This window comes from Paenibacillus dendritiformis (assembly GCF_945605565.1).
Taxonomy (GTDB): Bacteria; Bacillota; Bacilli; order Paenibacillales; family Paenibacillaceae; genus Paenibacillus_B; species Paenibacillus_B dendritiformis_A.
In genome coordinates this window covers 2,690,819-2,712,600 of the sequence record NZ_OX216966.1, presented here as the reverse complement: position 1 = coordinate 2,712,600, position 21,782 = coordinate 2,690,819, and the positions used below count along the sequence as shown (strand labels likewise).

Sequence of the window (21,782 nt, the reverse complement as noted above, 5' to 3'; positions counted from 1 at the left end):
TCTAAGCACGATACCTTCGCTGTGCAACCGGATCTCTCACAGACGGCCGTCCCGTTACTCGATCGAGGCTTGATCGCGCAGCTTGGCGAAGATGGCGGGGCCGATCCCTTTGACCTTCTTCATGTCCTCCAGCCGCCGGAACGGGCCGTGACTCTCCCGATACTTCACGATGGCTTGCGATTTGCTCGGCCCGATGCCCGGAAGCTTCATTAAGGCATTCGCATCGGCCTCGTTAATATTGATGCGCCCGCTGGCAGCGTCCTTCGCCTTCTCGTCTTCCGAAGGGGCCGCTGCAGACGCTTCGGCAGAGGCGGAAGAACCGCTCCCTTGTTCGCCTGGACCGGGTTCTGCCCGCTTCTTATCCGGCTGCATCGATAGAGGCCGATTCGGGTCTCCTGCGCCGTGATTGGCGCTCTGACCCGCATTCGAGGACGATTCGGGGCCTTGCTCTCGCCCGGAAGTCGTTCCCGGCAAGGAGGAAGCGGACGCCGGATTCGGGCTTCCGCTCCGTTCCGCCATGTCCCCGCCCTCCTCCGCAGCGGCGAGACGCTCGGCAATCGCTTCATTGAGCGGTGTCCATCCGCCCGCAGCCTCCTCCCATTGCGGCTTCAGCCATAAGCCCATGGAGACGGCCAGCCCGGCAATCGCCATGCCCGTCAGAGCAATCCAGGCACGCAAGGATAACGCATGACGGCTCTTCTTCATGCATATTCTCCTTTCGATAGAACACGTATATTGGCCAACCCATCCTACATATAGGTAGTAAAACATAGAATAGCCATTCGTATATAGTGGGCGTTCTGCATCAGGATATGCAAATGTGCAAACAGAAGGAGGGATCATCCGTGAAGGTCGGATTTATCGGTACGGGAAGTATGGGGACAACGCTGATCGATGCGTTGATTCAATCCGGCGCCGTGACACCGGAGCAGGTCATAGCGAGCAGCCGTACGATGGACAAAGTACAGCGCCTTGCATCTCAACATCCCGGGCTTCAAGTATCACCAAGCAATGCGGAGACGGTCCGGAGCAGCGACATTGTCTTCCTGTGCGTCAAGCCGTTGGAATTCAAGCCGGTCCTGAAGGAGATACAGCATGCCGCGCGCCCGGATCTCATCCTGGTGTCGATTACGAGCCCGGTGCTGCTTGAGCACCTGGAGCGGCAGCTGCCCTGCAAAGTGGCGAAAATCATCCCGAGCATCACAAGTTACGTCCGAAGCGGCGCTTCGCTCTGTATGTACGGCAGCCGGATTCAGACGGATGATCGGGAGCTCCTGGAACGGCTCATGTCGTCCATCAGCCAACCGCTATGCATCGATGAGAAGTACACCCGCATCTCTTCCGACTTGTCCAGCTGCGGTCCCGCGTTCATCGCTTTCTTCCTGCAGCGGTGGATCGATGCCGCCACGGAAGCGACCGGAATCGGCCGGGACGAAGCGTCGCGTCTCGCCTGCGAGATGCTGCTCGGCACCGGGAAGCTCCTGACGGAAGGAGGCTTCACTCCGGAACAGCTGCAGCAGCGGGTAGCTGTCCCCGGCGGCATCACCGCCGAGGCGCTCCGCTTGATGAATAAAGAGCTGGCAGATATGTTCCACCAGCTCATTCATGTCACCCACGCGAAATATGAAGAGGACCTGGAAAAGGTTCACTCCCAATTCGCCGAACAGGAGGTTAACCGACCACAATATTGACGAGCCGGCCTTTGACAGCGATGACTTTACGGACGGTCTTGCCAGCAATGGCCTCCTGAACGTTCGGCAGAGACATCGCTTTTTCCTGCATGGCGGCTTCGTCCGCATCGGCGGCGATGCGAATCCGATCCGCTATCTTGCCGTTCACTTGAATGACGATCTCCACTTCGGCGTCAACCGTCAATGCTTCGTCATACGATGGCCACGGCACATACGTGATGGATTCTCCATGCCCCAAGCGCTGCCACAATTCCTCGGCGATATGAGGAGCGAGCGGAGACAGCAGCTGCACGAAGTTCTCCATCGCTTGGCGCGGCAGCGTCTCGGCCTTGTACGCGTCATTAATGAAGATCATCAATTGGCTGATGGCCGTATTGAAGCGCATCGCCTCCATATCCTCGGTCACTTTCTTCACGGTCTTGTGCCAGGTGCGGATGAAGCCGTCTTCTCCCGGCCCGTCCGTAATCTTGCTGTTCAATTGGCCGTCCTCCGCAATGAACAGGCGCCAGATCCGGTTCAGGAAGCGGAACATGCCTTCGACGCCCTTCTCGTTCCACGGCTTCGTAATTTCGAGCGGCCCCATGAACATTTCATACATCCGCAGCGTATCCGCGCCGAATTCATTGACGATATCATCCGGATTGATGACATTGCCGCGGGATTTGGACATTTTCTCGCCGTTCGTGCCGAGAATCATCCCCTGGTTGACCAGCTTCTGGAATGGCTCCTTCGTATCGACGACGCCGATATCGTAGAGCACCTTATGCCAGAAGCGCGCATACAGCAAGTGAAGGACCGCATGCTCGACCCCGCCGATATACAGATCGACCGGCAGCCATTCGGCCTGCTTCTCCTTGGAGCACAGCTCCTTCTCGTTCTTCGGATCGATGTAGCGCAGATAGTACCAGCAGCTTCCGGCCCACTGCGGCATCGTGTTCGTCTCGCGGCGCGCACGCATCCCGGTCTCCGCATCGACCGTATCCACCCACTCGGTGACGTTCGCGAGCGGCGATTCTCCGGTGCCCGAAGGCTGGATGTGATCGACATCCGGCAGCATCAGCGGCAGCTCCGACTCCGGAATCGGCTTCATGGTGCCGTCTTCCAGATGAATAATCGGAATCGGCTCCCCCCAATACCGCTGGCGGCTGAACAGCCAATCGCGCAGACGGTACGTAACTTTAGGCTGGCCGACGCCTTCCGCAGTCAGCCACTCATTCATGCGGGCAATCGCCTGGGCGTTCCCGAGCCCGTTCAGGAAGTCCGAGTTCACGTGCGGCCCGTCGCCGCTGAACACTTCCTTCGTCACATCTCCTCCGGAGACGACTTCCACGATCGGCAGCTCGAATTGCTTCGCGAATTCCCAATCCCGCTGGTCATGGCCCGGAACGGCCATGATGGCCCCGGTTCCATAGCCGGCAAGCACATAATCGGCAATCCAGATCGGGAGCTTCGCTCCGTTCACCGGGTTGATCGCATACGCGCCGGTGAACACCCCTGTCTTCTCCTTCGCGAGATCCGTCCGCTCCAGGTCGCTCTTGCGGGCAGCCTGCTCCTGGTAAGCTTGAACCGCCGCTTGCTGCCCGGCAGTCGTGATCCGGCCAACCAGATCGTGCTCCGGCGCCAATACGCAGTATGTCGCGCCGAACAGCGTGTCCGGCCGGGTCGTGAACACGATGATATGGTCCTCATGTCCGTCGATGGCGAAGCGGACCTCTGCCCCTTCGGAGCGTCCGATCCAATTGCGCTGCATATCCTTCAGGCTCTCCGGCCAATCCAGCTCATCCAGATCTTCGAGCAGCCGCTCCGCATATTCCGTAATCTTCAGCACCCATTGCCGCATCGGCTTGCGAATGACCGGATGGCCGCCGCGTTCCGACTTGCCGTCGATGACTTCCTCGTTCGCCAGCACCGTGCCGAGCGCCGGGCACCAGTTCACCGGAATCTCCGCTTCATACGCGAGTCCGCGCTTGTAGAGCTGGATGAAGATCCACTGGGTCCATTTGTAATAGTCGGGATCGGTCGTGCTGATCTCCCGGTCCCAGTCATAAGAGAAGCCGAGCGACTTAATCTGGCGGCGGAAATTGTTGATGTTCTTCACCGTAATGTCGCGCGGATGCTCGCCCGTGTCGAGCGCATGCTGCTCAGCCGGAAGGCCGAACGCATCCCAGCCCATGGGATGAAGCACATTATACCCCTTCATGCGCTTGAATCGGGAAATGATGTCGGTCGCCGTATATCCTTCCGGGTGGCCCACGTGCAGCCCTGCGCCCGAAGGATACGGGAACATGTCGAGCGCGTAGAACTTCGGCTTGCTAGAGCTCTCCTCCGTAGCGAACGTCTTGTGCTCCTCCCAGTACTGCTGCCACTTCTTCTCCAAAATTTGCGGTTGATAGCCATGCGGCTGATTGACTTCTTGACTCATCCGTTATCCTCCTTGCCGTGCCCGGCGAAGGCTGCGCGCGCAGCCCGCCCCGCACCTTATGCGAATATCATCATGCTTGAACCGCAAGAGACGGGCCCTTCCTGCCCCCTCAGGCGAATCAGGCGCCAATCCGCCCGATTCGTGCGGTAACCTCCCGCTTCCGTTCCGTATCCGCGGGACACGGCCGGGTACCGGGCCAGGTTCATGGCGCTGCAACCGGAACGTCACGCGTGCCTGCCGCTTATCTATTCCGATACAGCAAAAAACCTCCCGCCCTTAGCGAAAACGCTAGGGACGAGAGGTTCAATTCCCGTGGTACCACCCTAGTTAGCGAAAGGCATGCTTTGCCTTCCACTCCCTCTGCACCGTTAACGCCGGTGAATCGTCACAGCCTCCCTGCCGTTCGGCTGCGAGACTCCGAGGCGAGTTCGCTCCTGCCCATCACCGGCTTCCACCAACCGCCGGCTCTCTGTGCGATGCGCGCATCGAGCTACTAATCCTCATCACAGTCTTATTGCACTTCTTCAATTGTATGCATAACCTTGCCCAGCTTACGCAAGTAGTTATATCATAATGAAAATTAAGGATATTGTCAACGATTGTCGCCTATCCGCCGGTTGATATCCGGCTATTCCTTCACCGCGGCATAGAAAATGCGCGCGGACTGGCCGTCCGGCGGGTTCCATCCGAAGTCGGCGTACATGTCCACCCGGGCAAATCCGGCCTCGCGCAGCCAGGACGCCATCGCTTCCGTCTCATAGGCGCGCTGGACATGGGCTTCGTCGACCCGTTCGAACAGGGAGCCTGCATCTTGTCGAATGAAAAATGTCAGCTGATGCTCGATCTCCCGCCTCGCCTCGTCATAATCGCAGAACCAGATGTATGCCAGATCATCGTCGTCATATGCAAATGGCTGCCCGTCGGCGTACGACTCGAACTGGCGCGGATGATGCACATCGAACAAGAAGACGCCGCCGGGCCGCAGCTGCCGGTACGTCGCCGCGAACACCTTCCGTACATCCGCCTCTTCCGTAATGTAATTCAGGCAGTCGCAGAACGACACGACCGCGTCTGCCGGCTCGCCCGCATTCCATTCCCGCATATCCTGGCACAGCCAACGGATGCTGCCGGACTTCACGGGTGCGGAGGCAGCCTTCTGCTCGGCGACGGCCAGCATCGTCTCTGACAGGTCGATGCCGGCCAGCGCGTAGCCTCTGGCGGCGAGCGGAAGCGCAATGTTCCCCGTTCCGCAGCCCAGGTCGACGATTCGCTCCGGCTTCGACGGCATATAGCGCCGCCACGCCTCCTCCGCGAATTCCACCCAGGCATCATAAGGCATATCCTCCATCAAGCGGTCATAGACCGCGGCAAAGCGGCCGTAAGATTCCATCAAGCCTCTCCGTCCTTCCCTCGCGCGGCGGCGTTGTTAGCGCTTCTTCACCTAACCGCGCGCTAACGCTTCTTCGGCCGCGGCGGCTCCGGCTTCTCTTCTTGCAGGATCTGCTGGAGCTGATCCGCGCCAATCGCCGAGCCCTTCTCCGTCAGCTCCGTCCAGCTTCCTTGCTGCTTGACGAGGCCGGCCCTCATCAAGCGCCCGACCGCGCGCTTGAACGCCGACTTGCTCATCCCGAACCGCTGCTTCACAATATCGGCCGGCGTCTCGTCGGAATACGGCATCGCCCCGTTCGGACGATCCCACAGAAACGAGAACAGCCGCTCCGCATCCAGATCCATGCCAATCTCCTTGCGCTCAGCCATCGTCACGTTCACGCGGCCGTCCTCGCGAATATGGGCGACGCGCACGCGCACCTTCTCCCCGAGCCGGAGCGGCCGCGGCCGAATCGACTCGTGCAGGAATCCGATGACGCCGAAGCCGATCGGGCCGCCCTCGAGCACAAGAAAGGTCCCCATCTTCAACGGCCGGTAGACGATGGCCTCATGCCATGTGTTGCGCCAAGCATCCGGCGCAGGGAAGGCCAGCGGAACGAGGTCCTGTTCCAGCGCCGCGCGCGCCACGAGCCGGCCTACCCGGTCGTGGACCATCCTCACATAGACCGTGTCCCCGACTTGGGGATGAAGCGGCTCGTATTCAGGAAGTTCGCTCTTCGGGAGCAGCAGCTGGCGCCCGATGCCCATTTCCAGGAAGCAGCCATATCGTGGATGAACGTCCGCCACCTGGAGCGGCGCAATCTGATCGAGAGTCAGATACGGCTGCTTCAGCGTCGATGCGAGCCGATCCTCCGTATCATAGAATAGAAAGACGTCGACCTCGTCCCCCGGCTTCACGGGACCTGTCAATTCGGAATAATGAAGAATGACGTCCTGTTCCCCGTCTGTCAGAAAGAAGCCGTAAGGCGACACCTCCCGTGCCACCTGCAGCCGTGTTATCGTGCCCGCGGTCAGCGTCATGCCATCTCCACAACTTTCGCGTCGGACCACAGCTTCTCGATATTATAGTATTCGCGCTCCTCGCGATGGAAGATGTGGATAACGACATCGCCCAGATCGAGCAGAACCCAGCGCGAGGCATCCAAGCCTTCCATCCCCCGGACCGCTACGCCCGCCTCGTGAACCTTTTTGCGAACCTCATTCGTAATCGCCTGTACCTGGGTATCGGAATTCCCGTGGCAAATAACGAAATAATCTGCGACGAGAGAAATTCCCTGCAGATCGAGCACGACGAGATCCATCGCTTTTTTATCTTCCGCCGCCGCGACGACGATGTCGAGCAGCTCTCTTGGTTGAATGGTCATATCGTAACCTCCATTAATTCTTCATATACGGGCTGGCATCCCGGCAACGGAATGGCACGCAGCTCCGTTTCCCTTATGCCGTTAGGCTTCCCTAATTCTTCTCTAAATCTTCAATCAGCCGGTTCCGCGCAATGACCGTAAGCGGAAAAATACGCCGGCGTTGGGAGAGCAGAAAGCCGATCGTCGAATCGAAGCCGGCGATGAGCGCGAGATTGACATCCTGCTCGGCCAGTTCCCGGATTCGCTCCACGCCCGGAAAATCACGGCCGGGCTCGATATAATCCGCCAGACAGACGACCTTGTCGAGCAAAGTCATCGGCGCCCGGCCCGATGTATGGTACCGGATCGCATCCAGAATCTCCTCGTCCTGCACGCCGTAGTCCCGGGCGGCGACGACCGCGCCGACGGGCGCATGCCACAGCTGCTTGTCGTATTCCAGCAGCACAGGCGGCAAATTCTCTTCGCGAATGACGCGTTCCATCCGGTCGGTCGGCCAGTACTTGGCGACATCATGAAGAATCGCCGCCAGATCCGCCTTCTCCGGATCCGCACCGAAGCGGCGGGCCAGAATAACGGCCGTATCCATTACGCCCTGGGTATGCTGCCAGCGCGCGGCCGGCATCTGCGCCTGGACGGACTCAATCAATTGCTGGCGCATCAGATTCATACAATCCCCACCTTGCCATATAATGTTCGACTGCTTCCGGAACGAGATACCGGATCGAGCGTCCCGCCGCTCTTCTCTCCCGTATATCCGTCGAGGAGATATCCATCTGGGGCATGTCTGCCGCCAGAATGCGGCCGCGCCATGCGGCCGGCAGCTTCTCCTCGTTCCAGCGGATGCCCGGCCGGTGCAGTCCGACGAAGCGGATCAGACGCATCAATTCATCGATCCGGTGCCACTTCGGCAAGTAATCAACCATATCTCCGCCGATAATCCAATGCCAGCTTACATCCGGGTAGGCGGCCCGCAGCGAGATGACGGTCTCATACGTATAGGACACCCCGCCGCGGGCCAACTCCCAATCACTCGCCCGGAACGACGGGTTGCCCGCGATGGCCAGTCGGGTCATCTCCAGGCGATGCTTGCCGTCCGCCTGAGGATGATTCGTCTTGTGCGGCGGCACGTGAGCGGGCATGAACCACACCTCATCAAGATTTGCGGCTTCGCGGGCGCATTCGGCGGCCACCAGATGCCCCAGGTGGATCGGATTGAACGTCCCGCCCATAATCCCGATTTGTCTCACGTCTGCACCTCCGCCAATTTATGGCAGTTCAATCTGTTTATGTTCAGCCGATTCCTTGTAAAGCACGATCGTCTTCCCGATGACTTGGACCAGCTCGGCGCCCGAGCGGCTTGCCAATTCCTCGGCAACCTCGAAGCGATCGTCCATGCAGTTGTTCAAGATCGATACTTTGATCAGCTCGCGCACTTCGAGCGCTTCCTCGATATGGCGGATAAGCTGATCGTTCGTTCCCCCTTTGCCTACTTGAAAAATAGGCTGCACATGATGTGCGAGCGAGCGCAAATAGCGCTTTTGTTTTCCTGTTAGCATGTTTGTCCCTGCCTTATATGTCTAATATCAAGAATGGTTTATTCGTGACGCAATGTATTCCATACCTGCTCCCGCATCAACGCGGCAGGCGCAGCGGCGCCCGTCCACAGCTCCAGCGCGATCGCGCCCTGATACACGAACATGCCGAGCCCGCTGTGCGGGCGGCAGCCGCGCTTGCTTGCTTCCCGCAGCAAAGCCGTCTCCAGCGGGTTGTATACGATGTCGCTTACGATCATATCCGGCAGCAGCCAGTCCGGATCGAACGGCACCGCATCCACGTCCGGATGCATGCCGACCGAGGTCGTATGAATGACGATATCCACCTCGTGCGCATCGATAGCCGGCCGCTCGCCGAGCTGGACGGCAGATACCGTCCCGAAGGCGGACAGATCGTGCGCAAGCGCCTCGGCCCGTCCCAGCGTGCGGTTGGCGATATGCAAGCGGCGGCAACCCGCCTTCAGCAGCGCATAAGCGATGCCGCGCGCCGCCCCGCCGGCCCCGATCAGCAAGATCCGGGACTCGCGGAGATCAGAGATCATCTCCTCCTGCAGCGAACGGACGAACCCGAGCCCGTCCGTATTGTAGCCGATCAGCCGGCCATTCCGGTTGACGATCGTGTTGACGGCGCCGATAACGCTCGCGCTCTCATCCACTTCGTCCAGATACGCCATGACCGCTTCCTTGTGCGGAATGGTCACGTTCATTCCGCCGATGCCGAGGGCGCGCATGCCCTGGATGGCCTGCTCCAGCTGCTCGGGCGCGACATGAAACGCCGTATATACGGCGTTCAGCCCCAGCTCCCGCAGGGCGGCATTGTGCATCAGCGGCGATTTGGAATGCTTGATCGGATCGCCGATGACCGCGAAGACAGCGGTCGAGCTGTCGATGGCCGCCGGAGGCTGAATCGCCCCGGCCTGATCGTTCCGTACCATGGTATCCGCTCCCCCCGGTAGATTGTGCTAGATCATCGCGCGGCGGGTCAGCACCTTGACCCCTTTGGGCGCATGGATCTCCACGAGCGCGCCTTCCTTGCCGTTGCATTTGATCCAGCCGAGCCCCGAGATGAATATATCGGTCTCGGAGCCTGTCGCGATCCGGTACTGATGCTTCGTCCAGCCCGGAAGATCGTCAAGGCGATCCCGCGTCGGCGGCGCCAGCAGTTCACCGCGGTGCTCTTCGTACAAGGCGTCTGCCCGCTCCAGCTTCGTCCGGTGGATCGGAAGCCCGTTTGAAATATAGCAGGTAAAGGATTGCCGTTCGCCTTCCACGAAATCAAAGCGTGCAAACGCTCCAAAAAACATCGTCTGCCCTTCGTTCAATTGGTAGACGGCCGGCTTGAGCGGCTTGTCCGGCAGCAAGGCCCCCAGATCTTGCCGGCTGGCCAATTCCGTCAAACGGCTCGTATAGACGATGCCCGGCGTATCAATGATATGCTTGCCGTCATCCAGCGGAATATGTACGACATCCAAGGTCGTTCCCGGATAACGGGATGTCGTCAGCTCGCGATCCATATCGCTGTAATCGTGAATCAGGCGGTTAATCAGCGTGGACTTGCCTACGTTCGTCGCCCCGACGACATAGACGTCGCGGCCGCGCCGCCAATGGCTCATCTGCTCCACGAGCCGTTCGAAGCCGGCATTGCGCTTGGCGCTGACGAGAATGACGTCCAATATGCGGAGGCCATGCTCCTTCGCCTGCCGCTGTACCCAGTTCGTCAAGCGGTTCCAGTTCGTCGAACGGGGCAGCAGATCGATCTTGTTCACGACGAGCAGCACCGGGTTATTGCCGACGAACCGCTGCAGCCCGGAAATGACGCTGCCGTCAAAATCGAACAGGTCGACGATATGGATGACCAACGCGTCCTCCTGGCCGATTCGCCCCAGCAAACGCAAAAAATCATCCTGATCCAGCGCAACGGAAGCCGCTTCGTTATAATGCTTGATCCGGAAGCAGCGCTGGCAAATCAGCGGCGAGCGATTCAGCGCGGACGCCGGGACATAGCCGATCTGATCGGCATGCCCGGTCTGCACCGTAACGCCGCAGCCGCTGCATACTTGCTTCTCTTGATTGTCCTTCACCTTTTCTCCTCCTCTTGCCACAATCCTCTTCGCTTCAACCGTGCCGTCGCATAACGCTCGATGCGCCGATTGATGCGGGTTCCCCAGCCTTCGTCCTGAATGGCGATAGGCTGCACCAATATCGTAAATAAGCCGAGCCGGTTGCCTCCCAGAACATCCGTCAGCATCTGATCGCCGATGACAGCTGTCTGATCCGGCTTCAGCCCCATCAGCGACAGCGCTTGGCGAAAAGCTCGCTGCGCCGGCTTGCGGGCCGCATGAATAAACGGAAGATCGAGCGGGACGGCGAACCGGGATACGCGCGTATGATCATTATTCGATACGATGACGACCTTGAATCCGCGGCGATCGACTTCCTTCAGCCAGGCCGCCAATTCCGGGGTCGCCTCCGGCACCTTGGCGCCGACGAGCGTGTTGTCCAGATCGGTAATGATGCCTCGAATGCCCTGTTCCGCCAACTTGTCCAAATCAATATCGTGTACGGAGCTTACCCGAAGACGGGGTATAAGCCTTTCCAACAAAACAGTCACCTCGTTTTCATACGAAAAACTATACCATATTCTTTGATTTTCGTGCAAAAAAAAGCCGTTCCCGTACGGAACGGCTTCATTTCGTCACATTCCGGCTCCCTGTCTCCCGCTTCAAGCGTGACACGGAAGCGGAGATTAACGCTTGCGGACGCGCCGGAACTGTCTTACCGCCTCCCGGAACCGGGCCACATCGGATGGCTCCAGCGGCTCGCCGCTGTATTTCGCCTGCTCGAACATCGGCACGATAACCTGCAGGGGACCTTCCAGCTGCGGCAGGCCCTCGCTCCAGCGCAAGGCGGCTTCGCGCACCGTCTCATGCGGTTCCTTGCGCAGCCCGCGAAGCCGGCAGTAGCTCAACCACAGCTCCGTCTCAAGCACGACCCGATCGCTCGGCGATATTCTCCGGCGGAAGGTGCGCAGCCAGCGCAGCGAGAATCCGGCCTGGCCCCATTGCCGAACTAGCCATGCCAGGAGTCCGAGCAGCGCAGCGCCCACGATCGAGCGGGCTGCCGTAATCACCCATGCGGGAAGCGAAGTATCTTCTTCCGGCTTGCCGGCCTTCTTCTCTTCCTTCACTTCGGGCTGCTTTTCTTCCTCCTGCTCGGGCGGCGTGTCGGGCTCTTGCTCCTCCTGCTCCGGGCTCGGCATGCTAAATCCCGGGGTCGGCTCGAAGGATATCCAGCCGTATTCCCCCATATATACCTCTACCCACGAATGCGCGTCCGCATTCGTAACGCGGAAGCGGCCCCCTTCATCGGGATCGAAGGAGCCCGTCATCATCGGACGATCCGATCCTTCGCGGGCTCCAGGGGCATAGCCCTTCACCCAGCGCGTCGGCACGCCCACGCTGCGGAGCATGACCGCCATCGAGGTGGAGAAATAGTCGCAGTACCCTTCCTTGATCTCGAACAGAAACCCCTCGACGAAATCGCTGCTGGTCCGCTTCGAAAGATCCGGGACGTTTGTATAAGTGAACTGGGTCCGTAAATACTGTTCGATTTTTTTAGCCTTATCGTAGTTGTTCGTCTCCCCTTCGGTCAGGCTCCGGGCCAGGTCCGCGACTCGTTCCGGAAAGCGGTCCGGCAGCTGCAGGTACACGCTGTCCGGCGCTTCGGCCGGGGGCGCGGCTCGCAGCTCCGGTTCCGAGATGATCGGAACATGGGAGACGATCGTATAGCTTGTCGGATAGCGGGGCGTACCTCTCCCCTCGTACCGGACCTCGCTCTCTCTCCCGTTCCAAATGAGTCTCTCCGTATCGCCGCCTTCCAGTTCCTCCACGGCCGATACGGAATACATGCCGAACAGGACCGGGTATATCTGATCGCTCTGAATCTGCACCTTCTGGATAATCTCCTTCGTCTGAATCCGCTTCGAAGGAGCGTCGTCGGCTTCGAACCGCTCGCCGATACTCATCGGTTCCAGGCTCTCTTCCCGCTTCGCATCGACCCAGCCCTGGCCGGTGTATATATCCTTGGCTTCCCCCCGCCAATAGCCGCGGGCTTCGGAGGTTACCGTCATCACCGGCTCATAATTCATCTGGAAGCCGTCCCCAAGCTGGCTGTCATGGTTGCTGTAGCCGGAAGTCGTCGGGGTCGGCGTTCCGGTCCCGGTTCCGGTTACGTTCGAGACGATGCGGTCGACGAAGTTGCCGCCGGTTCCGTTCCGGTTCGTCCAGGCTGTATACGGGTCCGTCAGAATCGGCTCCAGTCCGGGCACGCTAACCCCGACCGTGATAATAAGCGCAATGACGACGATAGCGCTCACGGCCATCTGGAGAAGATACCGCAGCGAAGTTCGCTTCATCTCGGGATAACTGTACTTCATCTGAGAAAAATGAAGCCCGATGAGCCATACGAGCGCCGCGCCAACAATCCAGGCGACCTGATCCCACAAAATATCCTCGGTAAAAGAATCCAGGATGCCGAAAACGGCAACTTGAACGAGCAGCCACATAATGATGCGGCCCGACCCGCGAACAATCTGGTTGATCGCTTCATAGCAGAGCCAGATGCCGATAACGAACCAAATATAAGGGTGAAAGGCTTGCAGCCTCTCCCATCGGGCTCCGTCCTCAATCCATAGATGATTGCGAACCAGTTCCATATAGATGACGCGCATTACGAGCGGCAGCCCAATAAGCAGCCGGCCAAAAAATTGCCGGGGAAATAATACGGTAACTCCCCATATGATTAGGAGCGCGTCCTTGGACATCGCAATCGTCTCGTCATACCAATACGGCTCCAGCATAACAATCCACTGCCATACCATAACGGCGAGGCAAGTCCAGAACAAGCGCTCACTCCAACCGCCAAGCAGCCAGCGCTTCATCATTCCGGGCGCTGCCGGTTGAACGGAGCTTGCCGAGTAAGCGGACTTCGGCTGCCGGTTCACTTCCATGTCATCCCACCTCCAAGCAGCTTCGGAAGATGGTTCAGATCATCCAGCCATTTATATTCAAAGCCCTGCTTCGCCAAAGCGCGAAGCAGGCCGGCTTCATCGGGGCCGGTCTCGGCGGCAGCATGAATAAACGTGCCGCTGCCGCCAAGGGAGCGGAGGCCGCCGATCGCCGCCATATCGCCGGACGTCATCGCCCCGCTGATCCAGGCGACGGCCGCCCCGCGCAGCAGTGAAGCGCGCTGCGCCAGCATCATGCCAATCCGGTCATTCACTTGCGGATTGGGCGCCTCCGGCTCAATGGTAGACAACCATTGCTTGTAAGCGACCGGTTCGCGCGCAAGCGCCGCGGCGTCCCACCAATGAAGCGAGCCGCCGATTCCGGCCAAATAGGCGGGATGCCTGTTCGCCTTCGCGTATTGCGCAATCGATGCCGCTGCCGAGAGCGCCAATTCGAAGCCGGCCGGACTCTCATAGGAGGTTCTCCTTACATCGAGCACGATCAGGATTGGAGCTTGAACTTCCTGATCGAACTGCTTCGATTTGAAGCTGCCGGTCTTGGCCGTGGCGTTCCAATGAATGCGCGAGAGACGATCGCCAGGGACGTAGTCCCGCACGCCGTTCAATTGCGTCGACTCCCGCCTCCTCTTATCCATCGCTTGCGTCTGTCCGGGCTGGACCGCTTGATGGCCGGCCTGGCTCCAGGCCGGGATCGGAACCGTGGCCGGCAAGATGGAGAAGGAAGACGGCGTATGGAAATGTCCGCGCTGCTCGAAAATGCCGAATAAATCTTTGGACAAGCATGTGGTCGCATCCAAGCGGTATGACCCGCGCGGAAGCGGCGGCGTCCGGTACGTCCATACGGCCTGCCGCCCGGCATTCAGAGTCACGGCTGACTCTGCCTGGCTGTACAGTTCATCGAAGCGGTACAGCCCGTCCTGCACGATGACATACGGCAGCGGAATCCATCCCGGAACGCGCAGCTCCACCGACACCTGGATGCGGGATTGGGCCGGCAGGAACCGGCTTGTCCCTGTCCGGATCATACGCTGGCCCTGAACCTTATTCAGCCCCCCGAACCACCCGCATGCCCAATAGACGGCAAGCACCGTGGCCATTGATAGCAGCATGAAGGATGTCTTGCCGCCCTGGAACAGAAAATAGAAAACACAACTGACATAAATGACGAAAGCAATAAGAAATGTCCGTCTCCGCGAACGGGGACGGCGGGGCAGCAGCTGCGGCGAATTCATGCTACAGCTCCATCCGTACCGGCACCGGCACGCCTCGGACCGCGTCCATCAGCACTTGCTCCGCGGTCAGCCCCTCCATCTTCGCTTCCATATCGAGCACGAGGCGGTGAGCCAGGACGAACGGAAGCAGCGCCTTGACATCATCCGGAGTAACATAGCGCCGGCCTTGAATCCAGGCGCGGGCCTTGACCGCCTGCATTAGCGCCACGGAAGCGCGCGGGCTTGCGCCCAGCACGATGTGCGAGTGAATCCTCGTCGCACGGACCACATCAATAATATAGGAAGCGACGGCATCGTCGATATGAATGCCGCGAGCGGATTCCCGCATCTGCTCAATCACCGTAATATCCGTAATCGGCTCGACCCGCTCGGAGGGCTGTCCCAGCACATGACGAGTCAGCATCGCCCGCTCCATCGCTTCATCGGGGTACCCCAGGTTAATCTTGAACATAAATCGATCGAGCTGGGCTTCCGGCAACTGGAACGTTCCTTCGAACTCGATGGGGTTCTGAGTAGCGAAGAGCATGAACGGGACGGGCAGCTCAAAGGTCTCGCCGTCCACCGTAATATGGTGCTCCTCCATCGCCTCCAGCAGTGCCGATTGCGTCTTCGTCGTCGCTCGGTTGATCTCGTCCACGAGAAGCACGTTGCACATGACCGGTCCGGGACGGAACACGAACTGCTGGTCTTTGGGGTGGAAAATAAACACGCCGGTAATATCGGTCGGCAGCAGGTCGGGATTGCATTGGACACGGCGGAACACCCCGTCCATCGTGCGCGCCAGTGATTTGACCAGCTGCGTCTTGCCCGTTCCCGGCACGTCCTCGATAAGCACATGGCCGCCGGCCACCATGGCGGTAAGCATTAATTCAATCTCGAATGACTTCCCTAATATACATTGATCCAACGTAGACTGGATCTGCTTCATAATCGATTGGAGCGATGATTGCGAATGCAAGGAAAAACCTCCTCCATAATGGTAATATAAGTAAATATAACCGAATTTTATTATGTCATTAATATGGGGATCCTAAGCGAAGTTGCCTTACATTTCCTCATTTTACACCATTCTATGGAGAAGGTACATCAACAACTCATTTCGACTTCAAGCTAATTAATGCCATAAAACAAGGGGTATCCCACAAGTAGTATTTCACTAGAGTGAGATAGCCCCCCTGATTCTCAAAGCTCGACTCGCCATTTTATACACGCACTTGAGTGTGCATTGGGCGGTTCTCGCGATCGCAATTGAAAACTGCAAAACTGCAGCCTTTCTTTATGATGCATACTCCGTTACAGGGAATCCTGCAAAACAACATCAATTTCTGACTGTTCACTCAATAATCGCCAAAAATCGGTGAAAATAATGTACTTTTGCAGGAATTTAATCAAATAGTGGCTTAATGAGCAGAAATTGCTGCATCCACGCACCATTTCACTCCTTCATCCAACTTCCACCGTTTTGCGCGACGCCGTTTTCCCGTATCCACATTCTCTGTTAACTCGTCACCTCAATCATTTTGCAATGCCATAAAACAAGCTCCGAACCTGTTCAGGTTGCGGAGCTTGTCTGCTCGGATCGCGTTTTAGCCTTTGGGGCGCACGAGGAGCGATGCCAGGAAGGAGAAGACGATCGCCGCCGAGATGCCCGCACTTGTCGTCTTGAATATGCCGCTGACGGCGCCAATCCATCCATCCGATTTCAAATCGGTAAGCGCCCCGTGCACAAGGGAGTTGCCGAAGCTCGTAATCGGGACCGTTACGCCTGCGCCGGCGAATTCGATCAACGGCTCGTACCATCCCAAGCCGTCAACGATCGCGCCGGTGACGACTAGCAGCGCCATCGTATGCGCCGGGGTCAGCTTCGCGACATCGAACAGCAGCTGCCCAATGACGCAGATCAGCCCTCCTACGATAAATGCCCACACAAAGATCATGATTCGTCTCCTCCCATCTCGATCGTTACGGCATGCGCGATGCAAGGAATGCTCTCTCCCTGCTGGTAGGACAGCGGGGACATGAGGGCTCCGGTCGCCACGATCATGACCTTCTTCAGTTCGCCCTGCCTCATCCGCTTCAGAATGTGCCCGTAGGTGACGACGGCCGAGCAAGCCGCCCCGCTTCCTCCCGCTTGCACATCCTGCTTCTGCTTGACCATGTCGTACATCATCAGCCCGCAATCCTGGTAGTTCGTCGTTTGAATGTTGATGTCGTGTTTTTTGAACAAATCTTTGGCGATCCCGTAACCGACAGTAGATAAATCTCCGGTCACAATCATGTCGTAATAGGCGGGGCTTCGCTTCAAGTCGGTCAGATGGGTCTGAATCGTGTCGACGGCCGCCGGCGCCATGGCCGCTCCCATATTGAACGGGTCTTTGATGCCCAGATCGACAATTTTGCCGATGGTCGCGGCCGTAACTTTCGGTCCGTTTCCTTTTTTGCCGACAATCGCTACACCGGCCCCGGTCACGGTATATTGCGCCGTAGGCGGCTTCTGGGAACCGTACTCCGTCGGATAGCGGAACTGCTTCTCGACAGAGCAATTGTGGCTGCACGTGCCGGCCATGACGAAATTCGCGTTGCCGGAATCGACCAGCAGCGATCCGAGGGCCAGCGCCTCCATCGAAGTGGAGCATGCCCCGAATACGCCGATGTAAGGCACTCCCAGCCCGCGTGCGGCGAAGGAGTTGCTTATAATCTGGTTCATCAGGTCTCCGCCGACGAAATAATCCAGGTCATCCTGCGTAATGTTCGCATTGACGATGGCGAGTTGGGAGGCCTGCTCCAGCAGCTTGCGCTCCGCCTTTTCCCAGCTTGGCTCCTTCAAATCCAAATCTTCGTGAACAAAGTCGAAGTCGGCGGCCAGAGGCCCCTTTCCTTCTTCAGGGCCAACTACGGTCGAGGTGCCGATAATGACCGGTTGATTGGCGAACCGCCATGTATGGCGTCCTATACGCATCGGATTGCCTCCTTTACCATCTGGGAATGTCCTGCATCAATGCTGGAACTGTATCCCGAAAATGAAATAGATGAGCGCTATGAAAAAGGCCGCCACCGTTCCGAACACGATGACAGAGCCGGCCAGCTTGAACATATTGCCGCCGACCCCCAGGACGAGGCCTTCACTGCGATGCTCCAGCGCCGCGGAGCACATCGAATTGGCGAACCCGGTCACGGGAACCGCCGTGCCCGCCCCAGCCCATTGCGCGAGTTTGTCATACACGCCCAGGCTTGTCAGAATGACGGAAGCCAGCACAAGAATAACGACCGTCGGGCCTGCCGCGTCTTTTTTCGTCATATCGAAAAACGTGATTAAGATTTGTTCAATGGCTTGTCCAATCAAGCAGATGGTTCCTCCCACCAAAAAAGCCCGTACGCAATTTTTCCATACGGGGCGGGAGGGTTCACGCTGCTTGGCGATCTGCTTATACTCTTGTTCCGAGATGGTCTTTCCTCCGGAAGTCCAAGTTGAGGACCCGGATGACCCGGATTGGGCCGAAGTCGCCATTGATTCACCTCCTGCATACAGTCTGATATTCAGTTATATGCGTTCAGTATTTGCCATTTGTGAAAAAATTATGTCCTGTTCCTAGGTAGAGCCAAGTTCGTTACAGCCCCAGTCCGAACAGCAGGAGGCAAATGATGACCAAGAGCACGAACAACACCAAGATGATATCCCGTGCACGCAGCTTCATTACCATAAGCTCATCATCCTTTCCGGTTATCCCATGCTTCTAACGTATGCAGCTGGGCCTGATTCGGGCACACATCCTAATGACACGATATGAAGGAAGGACTGCCGCCTCCCGCTCCTATAGGAGCCGTTGGCAACCCTACCCGCGAGGTGTACAATGGAGGGCGATTCGCATGGCAAGCCACAATGCCTGGATGATGACTTCAATGAGGAAGAAGGGATGACGATGCTGAATCGGCAGCGGTCTGGCGAGAAGACGGCCTTTCAGGAAATCGCTTCGTATGAAGCTTCGATCGATCTGCAGGCCGACATGGTCCTGGTGTATGGGATGGATGACACGATGGAGGAACGGATTCGCGGCTGGGCGGCGCAAGGCTACCGTGTCGGTCTCATGACCGGAACGGCATGGGGCGAATACCAGCCTTATTTGAACGGGAGGTTCGACGGGCGCCAGCATTGGGACGAGGGACAGACCCGAGCCAACGGGACCCGGCTCATTCATGAGACCGATGATGTGCCTTATATGGTGCCGACGGTGTCTTTCGCGGATTACATAGCGGAATGGCTGAAAAAAGCCGTGGATGCCGGCGTGGACGCCTTCTATATGGAAGAGCCGGAATTTTGGGTGGAAGCCGGGTATTCGCCCTCGTTCCGGCGGGAATGGGAGCTGTATTATAACGAGCCGTGGCAGCCGCCTCATCAGTCTCCGGATGCCCAGTACCGGGCGTCCAAGCTGAAGGCGCATTTGTACGCCCGGGCGCTGGAGCGGATCAGCTCCGCGCTCAAGTCATATGCCAAGCATGCGCACGGGCGTCATATCCATTTTTATGTGGCGACGCACAGCCTCATCAACTACTGCCAATGGCGCATTGTGAGCCCGGAGTCGAAGATGATGGACATTGCCGGCATCGACGGTTATATCGCGCAAGTCTGGACAGGAACTTCCCGCGTGCCGAACGTGTATGAAGGCGTGCGGCGGGAGCGCACGTTCGAGACGGCGTATTTGGAGTATGGCGTCATGCAAGAGCTCGTGCGGGGCAGCGACCGCAGCATGTGGTTCTTGCACGATCCAATCGAAGACCATCCTGGACGGACCTGGGACGATTACGAGGCCAATTATAAAAAAACCGTCGTCGCTTCCCTGCTCCACCCTCATATCGATCATTATGAAGTGACGCCTTGGCCGCATCGCATCTATGGCGGGCAATATTTGTCCGCGGATCGCTCGGGCAAGGTGCCGCTGCCGGAAGGGTACGGGACGATCCTGCTGGCGGTGATTCACGCGCTGCAGCATATGCCGTTGAGTGGCCTGGTCGGTTCGCCGGAGCAAGTGCTGGGCCGCTCTCCGGATAGCCCGTTCGGTGAGGGAGCGTCGGCCCGGCCAGCCTCCCCTCCCGGCATCGGGGTGCTGGTCGCGGATTCCTGCATGTACCAGCGGCTCGATCTGTCGCTGGATTGGGAGCAGGTGCAGGAGGAAGAGCGGTTCGCTTCCGAGATGGAGCATATTACGTGGGATGCGTTCTTCGGCTTGGCGATGCCGCTGTTGAAGCACGGTTATCCGGTTCGTCCGGTCCAGCTGGATAATGTACGCCGGATTCCGCATTATATGAGCGAGTATGGGCTGCTGGTCGCCAGCTATGAATTCATGAAGCCGGAGCATATGGATGTCCATTACGGTCTGGCGCAATGGGTTCATGCCGGAGGGGTTCTGCTCTATGTCGGGGATGGCAGCGATCCGTACCATGCCGTGCGCGAATGGTGGAACGCAGGATCGCATACATATGACAGCCCGGCCCGCCATCTGTTCGAGACGCTGGGAGCCGCGATGGATAGCCGGGACGGGGAGCTGGCCATTACGCGCATTGGCCGGGGAGCGGTTGCCTACCTGCCGGAGCATCCTGCCCGGTTCACTCGTTCCGCGGACGATGCCAATCGGCTGCGAGGAGCCGTGAAGGCGGCATGGGCGGCGGTTCACGGGCCAGAGGCGGCAGGCTGGACGCCTTCCCATGCGCTCGTCGCCAAGCGGGGCCCGTACGTGGCCGCGGCCGTTCTCGAGGAGAGCTGCTGCAGCGATTCGGTCACGCTGAACGGTCCGTTCGTCGATCTGTTCGACGGGCAATTGTCCGTGCGGCCAAGCGTGACGATCCGGCCGGGGGAGCAGGCCTTGCTGTATGATCTGAAGCAGGCGCAGCAGACCGGCCGGGAGCTGGTCCTCGTGGCGGCGGCCGGAAGGGTTGTCCCGCAGCCGGACGCCGGCTCCTCCGATGCGAGGGATGCGGTGTCCCATCGTTATACGGCGCGCGGACCGGCCGGTGTCCGGGCGGTGCTGCGGTTCTATGCGCAGACCGCGCCAGCGCAGGTGACCGTGCAATGCGGCAGCCAGGCATACCCGTTCGATCTCGACTGGGAGGAAGCGTCCTCGACCTTCGCGCTCAGCTTCATTCACCCGGCAGGCGGAGCGGAAATTACGATTACGCCGGACATAAAATAACCGTTTGCCCCGGCTGCTTCATGACAAAGGCTTCCCGCTACGGCTGTTCGAGCCGCTTGCGGGAAGCCTGCCTATTGTTTATGGCTTTGCAGTAGACTTTTTTTGCTAAAACTTGCTCATGCGCAAGCCTTGTCTATGCCTCGAATATAAACCGCCCGAACCGTTCCGGCACATGGAAATTCACCGCTCCCGTCGGCGACCAGGCATCGAAGGTCCGTATTCCGTCCTCGCCTTCGTCGATCCGGAACCAGTTGATGCGCCAGCAGTCCCCGGGCTGAGGCGCGCGCTCCAGATCCTCGAACGCGATCGCCGCCTCATAGACAAGGAGCCGCTTCGGTTCGGCGACATACGTTACCGTCGTCCGCAACTGACGGGCATCCCACTCGGGCTGGAAAAGCTTCTCCTTGCCCGGTTCGCATACGATTCGCGAGTCGAAGACGATATTATGCGGGCTGATGTTGAATTCATAATAGGCGGCACCGTCTTCCCCCGGCTGGATGAAGCATTCCACCACGTCCGCTTCGAACAGCGGATCATCCCGCTTCGTATAGGGACTGACAACCCGCTCATCCTCGCATTCGAAGCGAAGATATAAGGTGCGCTCCGACCAGCAGGCCTGAACCTGCGTGCGGTAGCGCGGAGCTTCCCCGGTGACGACATCGGCCAGGACGGCCGCCTCCGCCTCCTTCCAATTCGGCTCGCCATCCGGCACGCGGCGGCATATGTAGCGGGGCACCGGGCTGTCCGTCACCTTGCTGAATACTTCTTCTGTGTTCGCCTCTGATGTCATTGCCATCTTCCTTCCTCTCGTCCATCTCGTTGTTCCGGCTCGTTCATTATAGCAAATTCGCCCGGTCGGAGCAGGTGCCCGGTTTGCCGGGAGGCGCATCCGGGTAAAGTATGGACAACCCTATGCAGCA

General features: G+C 58.7%; 21 protein-coding genes and 1 other annotated feature. Of the genes, 2 read left to right on the top strand and 19 right to left on the bottom strand.

What is annotated here, in order from left to right; translation table 11 throughout:
- Positions 1-54: 54 nt before the first annotated feature.
- Positions 55-705: a ComEA family DNA-binding protein gene (locus NNL35_RS11880; RefSeq protein WP_006676280.1), complete on the bottom strand. Its 651-nt coding sequence runs from the start codon at positions 703-705 to the stop codon at positions 55-57.
- A 140-nt stretch (positions 706-845) separates the two neighbouring features.
- Here NNL35_RS11880 and comER point away from each other — a divergent pair, with 140 nt between their 5' ends.
- A complete protein-coding gene (comER, locus tag NNL35_RS11875; protein ID WP_006676281.1) occupies positions 846-1,691 on the top strand; it encodes a late competence protein ComER in 846 nt (281 codons plus the stop codon).
- Here comER and leuS read toward each other — a convergent pair.
- The 17 genes from leuS to spoVAC all read right to left on the bottom strand — a co-directional run bounded on the left by leuS (position 1,672) and on the right by spoVAC (position 18,185).
- Complete coding sequence (gene leuS / locus NNL35_RS11870; protein WP_006676282.1) at positions 1,672-4,113, bottom strand: leucine--tRNA ligase; 2,442 nt, start codon at positions 4,111-4,113, stop codon at positions 1,672-1,674. The genes comER and leuS overlap by 20 nt on opposite strands.
- A gap of 56 nt (positions 4,114-4,169) precedes the next feature.
- A complete protein-coding gene (locus NNL35_RS11865) occupies positions 4,170-4,319 on the bottom strand; it encodes a hypothetical protein (RefSeq protein WP_181454476.1) in 150 nt (49 codons plus the stop codon).
- A gap of 81 nt (positions 4,320-4,400) precedes the next feature.
- Positions 4,401-4,629, bottom strand: a binding site (T-box leader).
- A 112-nt stretch (positions 4,630-4,741) separates the two neighbouring features.
- The gene (locus tag NNL35_RS11860; RefSeq protein ID WP_006676283.1) at positions 4,742-5,503 is read right to left on the bottom strand and encodes a class I SAM-dependent DNA methyltransferase; all 762 of its coding nucleotides are present in this window, start codon (positions 5,501-5,503) and stop codon (positions 4,742-4,744) included.
- Positions 5,504-5,565: 62 nt separating this feature from the next.
- Positions 5,566-6,522, bottom strand: coding sequence for a CvfB family protein (locus NNL35_RS11855; protein WP_006676284.1), 957 nt, complete (start codon positions 6,520-6,522; stop codon positions 5,566-5,568).
- Entirely contained in the window at positions 6,519-6,866 is a 348-nt protein-coding gene (rsfS, locus tag NNL35_RS11850; RefSeq protein ID WP_006676285.1) for a ribosome silencing factor, read from the bottom strand. The genes NNL35_RS11855 and rsfS overlap by 4 nt, the downstream gene beginning before the upstream one ends.
- A gap of 91 nt (positions 6,867-6,957) precedes the next feature.
- The gene (gene yqeK / locus NNL35_RS11845; protein ID WP_006676286.1) at positions 6,958-7,533 is read right to left on the bottom strand and encodes a bis(5'-nucleosyl)-tetraphosphatase (symmetrical) YqeK; all 576 of its coding nucleotides are present in this window, start codon (positions 7,531-7,533) and stop codon (positions 6,958-6,960) included.
- Positions 7,505-8,113 carry a nicotinate-nucleotide adenylyltransferase gene (locus tag NNL35_RS11840; protein ID WP_006676287.1) on the bottom strand — a complete coding sequence of 203 codons (609 nt, stop codon included), beginning with the start codon at positions 8,111-8,113 and terminating at the stop codon, positions 7,505-7,507. The genes yqeK and NNL35_RS11840 overlap by 29 nt, the downstream gene beginning before the upstream one ends.
- Positions 8,114-8,131: 18 nt before the next feature.
- Positions 8,132-8,422 carry a ribosome assembly RNA-binding protein YhbY gene (gene yhbY / locus NNL35_RS11835; RefSeq protein ID WP_006676288.1) on the bottom strand — a complete coding sequence of 97 codons (291 nt, stop codon included), beginning with the start codon at positions 8,420-8,422 and terminating at the stop codon, positions 8,132-8,134.
- A 38-nt stretch (positions 8,423-8,460) separates the two neighbouring features.
- Entirely contained in the window at positions 8,461-9,354 is an 894-nt protein-coding gene (aroE, locus tag NNL35_RS11830; protein WP_006676289.1) for a shikimate dehydrogenase, read from the bottom strand.
- 27 nt (positions 9,355-9,381) lie between these two features.
- Positions 9,382-10,500, bottom strand: coding sequence for a ribosome biogenesis GTPase YqeH (gene yqeH, locus NNL35_RS11825; RefSeq protein WP_006676290.1), 1,119 nt, complete (start codon positions 10,498-10,500; stop codon positions 9,382-9,384).
- Positions 10,497-11,021, bottom strand: a complete 525-nt coding sequence (locus NNL35_RS11820; protein ID WP_040730791.1) for a YqeG family HAD IIIA-type phosphatase — start codon at positions 11,019-11,021, stop codon at positions 10,497-10,499. Before NNL35_RS11820 ends, yqeH begins: the two co-directional genes overlap by 4 nt.
- 144 nt (positions 11,022-11,165) lie before the next feature.
- Entirely contained in the window at positions 11,166-13,427 is a 2,262-nt protein-coding gene (locus NNL35_RS11815; RefSeq protein WP_006676292.1) for a transglutaminase TgpA family protein, read from the bottom strand.
- Positions 13,418-14,677: a DUF58 domain-containing protein gene (locus NNL35_RS11810; RefSeq protein WP_006676293.1), complete on the bottom strand. Its 1,260-nt coding sequence runs from the start codon at positions 14,675-14,677 to the stop codon at positions 13,418-13,420. Before NNL35_RS11810 ends, NNL35_RS11815 begins: the two co-directional genes overlap by 10 nt.
- 1 nt (position 14,678) lies before the next feature.
- Positions 14,679-15,635 (bottom strand): AAA family ATPase, encoded by a 957-nt coding sequence (locus NNL35_RS11805; protein ID WP_006676294.1) that lies wholly within the window; start codon positions 15,633-15,635, stop codon positions 14,679-14,681.
- Between the two features lie 628 nt (positions 15,636-16,263).
- A complete protein-coding gene (gene spoVAE / locus NNL35_RS11800; protein WP_006676295.1) occupies positions 16,264-16,614 on the bottom strand; it encodes a stage V sporulation protein AE in 351 nt (116 codons plus the stop codon).
- A complete protein-coding gene (gene spoVAD, locus NNL35_RS11795; protein WP_006676296.1) occupies positions 16,611-17,636 on the bottom strand; it encodes a stage V sporulation protein AD in 1,026 nt (341 codons plus the stop codon). The genes spoVAE and spoVAD overlap by 4 nt, the downstream gene beginning before the upstream one ends.
- Positions 17,637-17,672: 36 nt before the next feature.
- Positions 17,673-18,185, bottom strand: a complete 513-nt coding sequence (gene spoVAC / locus NNL35_RS11790) for a stage V sporulation protein AC (RefSeq protein ID WP_006676297.1) — start codon at positions 18,183-18,185, stop codon at positions 17,673-17,675.
- Positions 18,186-18,528: 343 nt separating this feature from the next.
- On the opposite strand from spoVAC, the gene NNL35_RS11785 reads away from it, so the two are divergent.
- Positions 18,529-20,862 (top strand): hypothetical protein, encoded by a 2,334-nt coding sequence (locus NNL35_RS11785; RefSeq protein WP_006676298.1) that lies wholly within the window; start codon positions 18,529-18,531, stop codon positions 20,860-20,862.
- A 133-nt stretch (positions 20,863-20,995) separates the two neighbouring features.
- On the opposite strand, the gene NNL35_RS11780 is transcribed toward NNL35_RS11785, so the two are convergent.
- Entirely contained in the window at positions 20,996-21,658 is a 663-nt protein-coding gene (locus NNL35_RS11780) for a carbohydrate-binding family 9-like protein (protein ID WP_238535318.1), read from the bottom strand.
- Between the last annotated feature and the right edge of the window lie 124 nt (positions 21,659-21,782).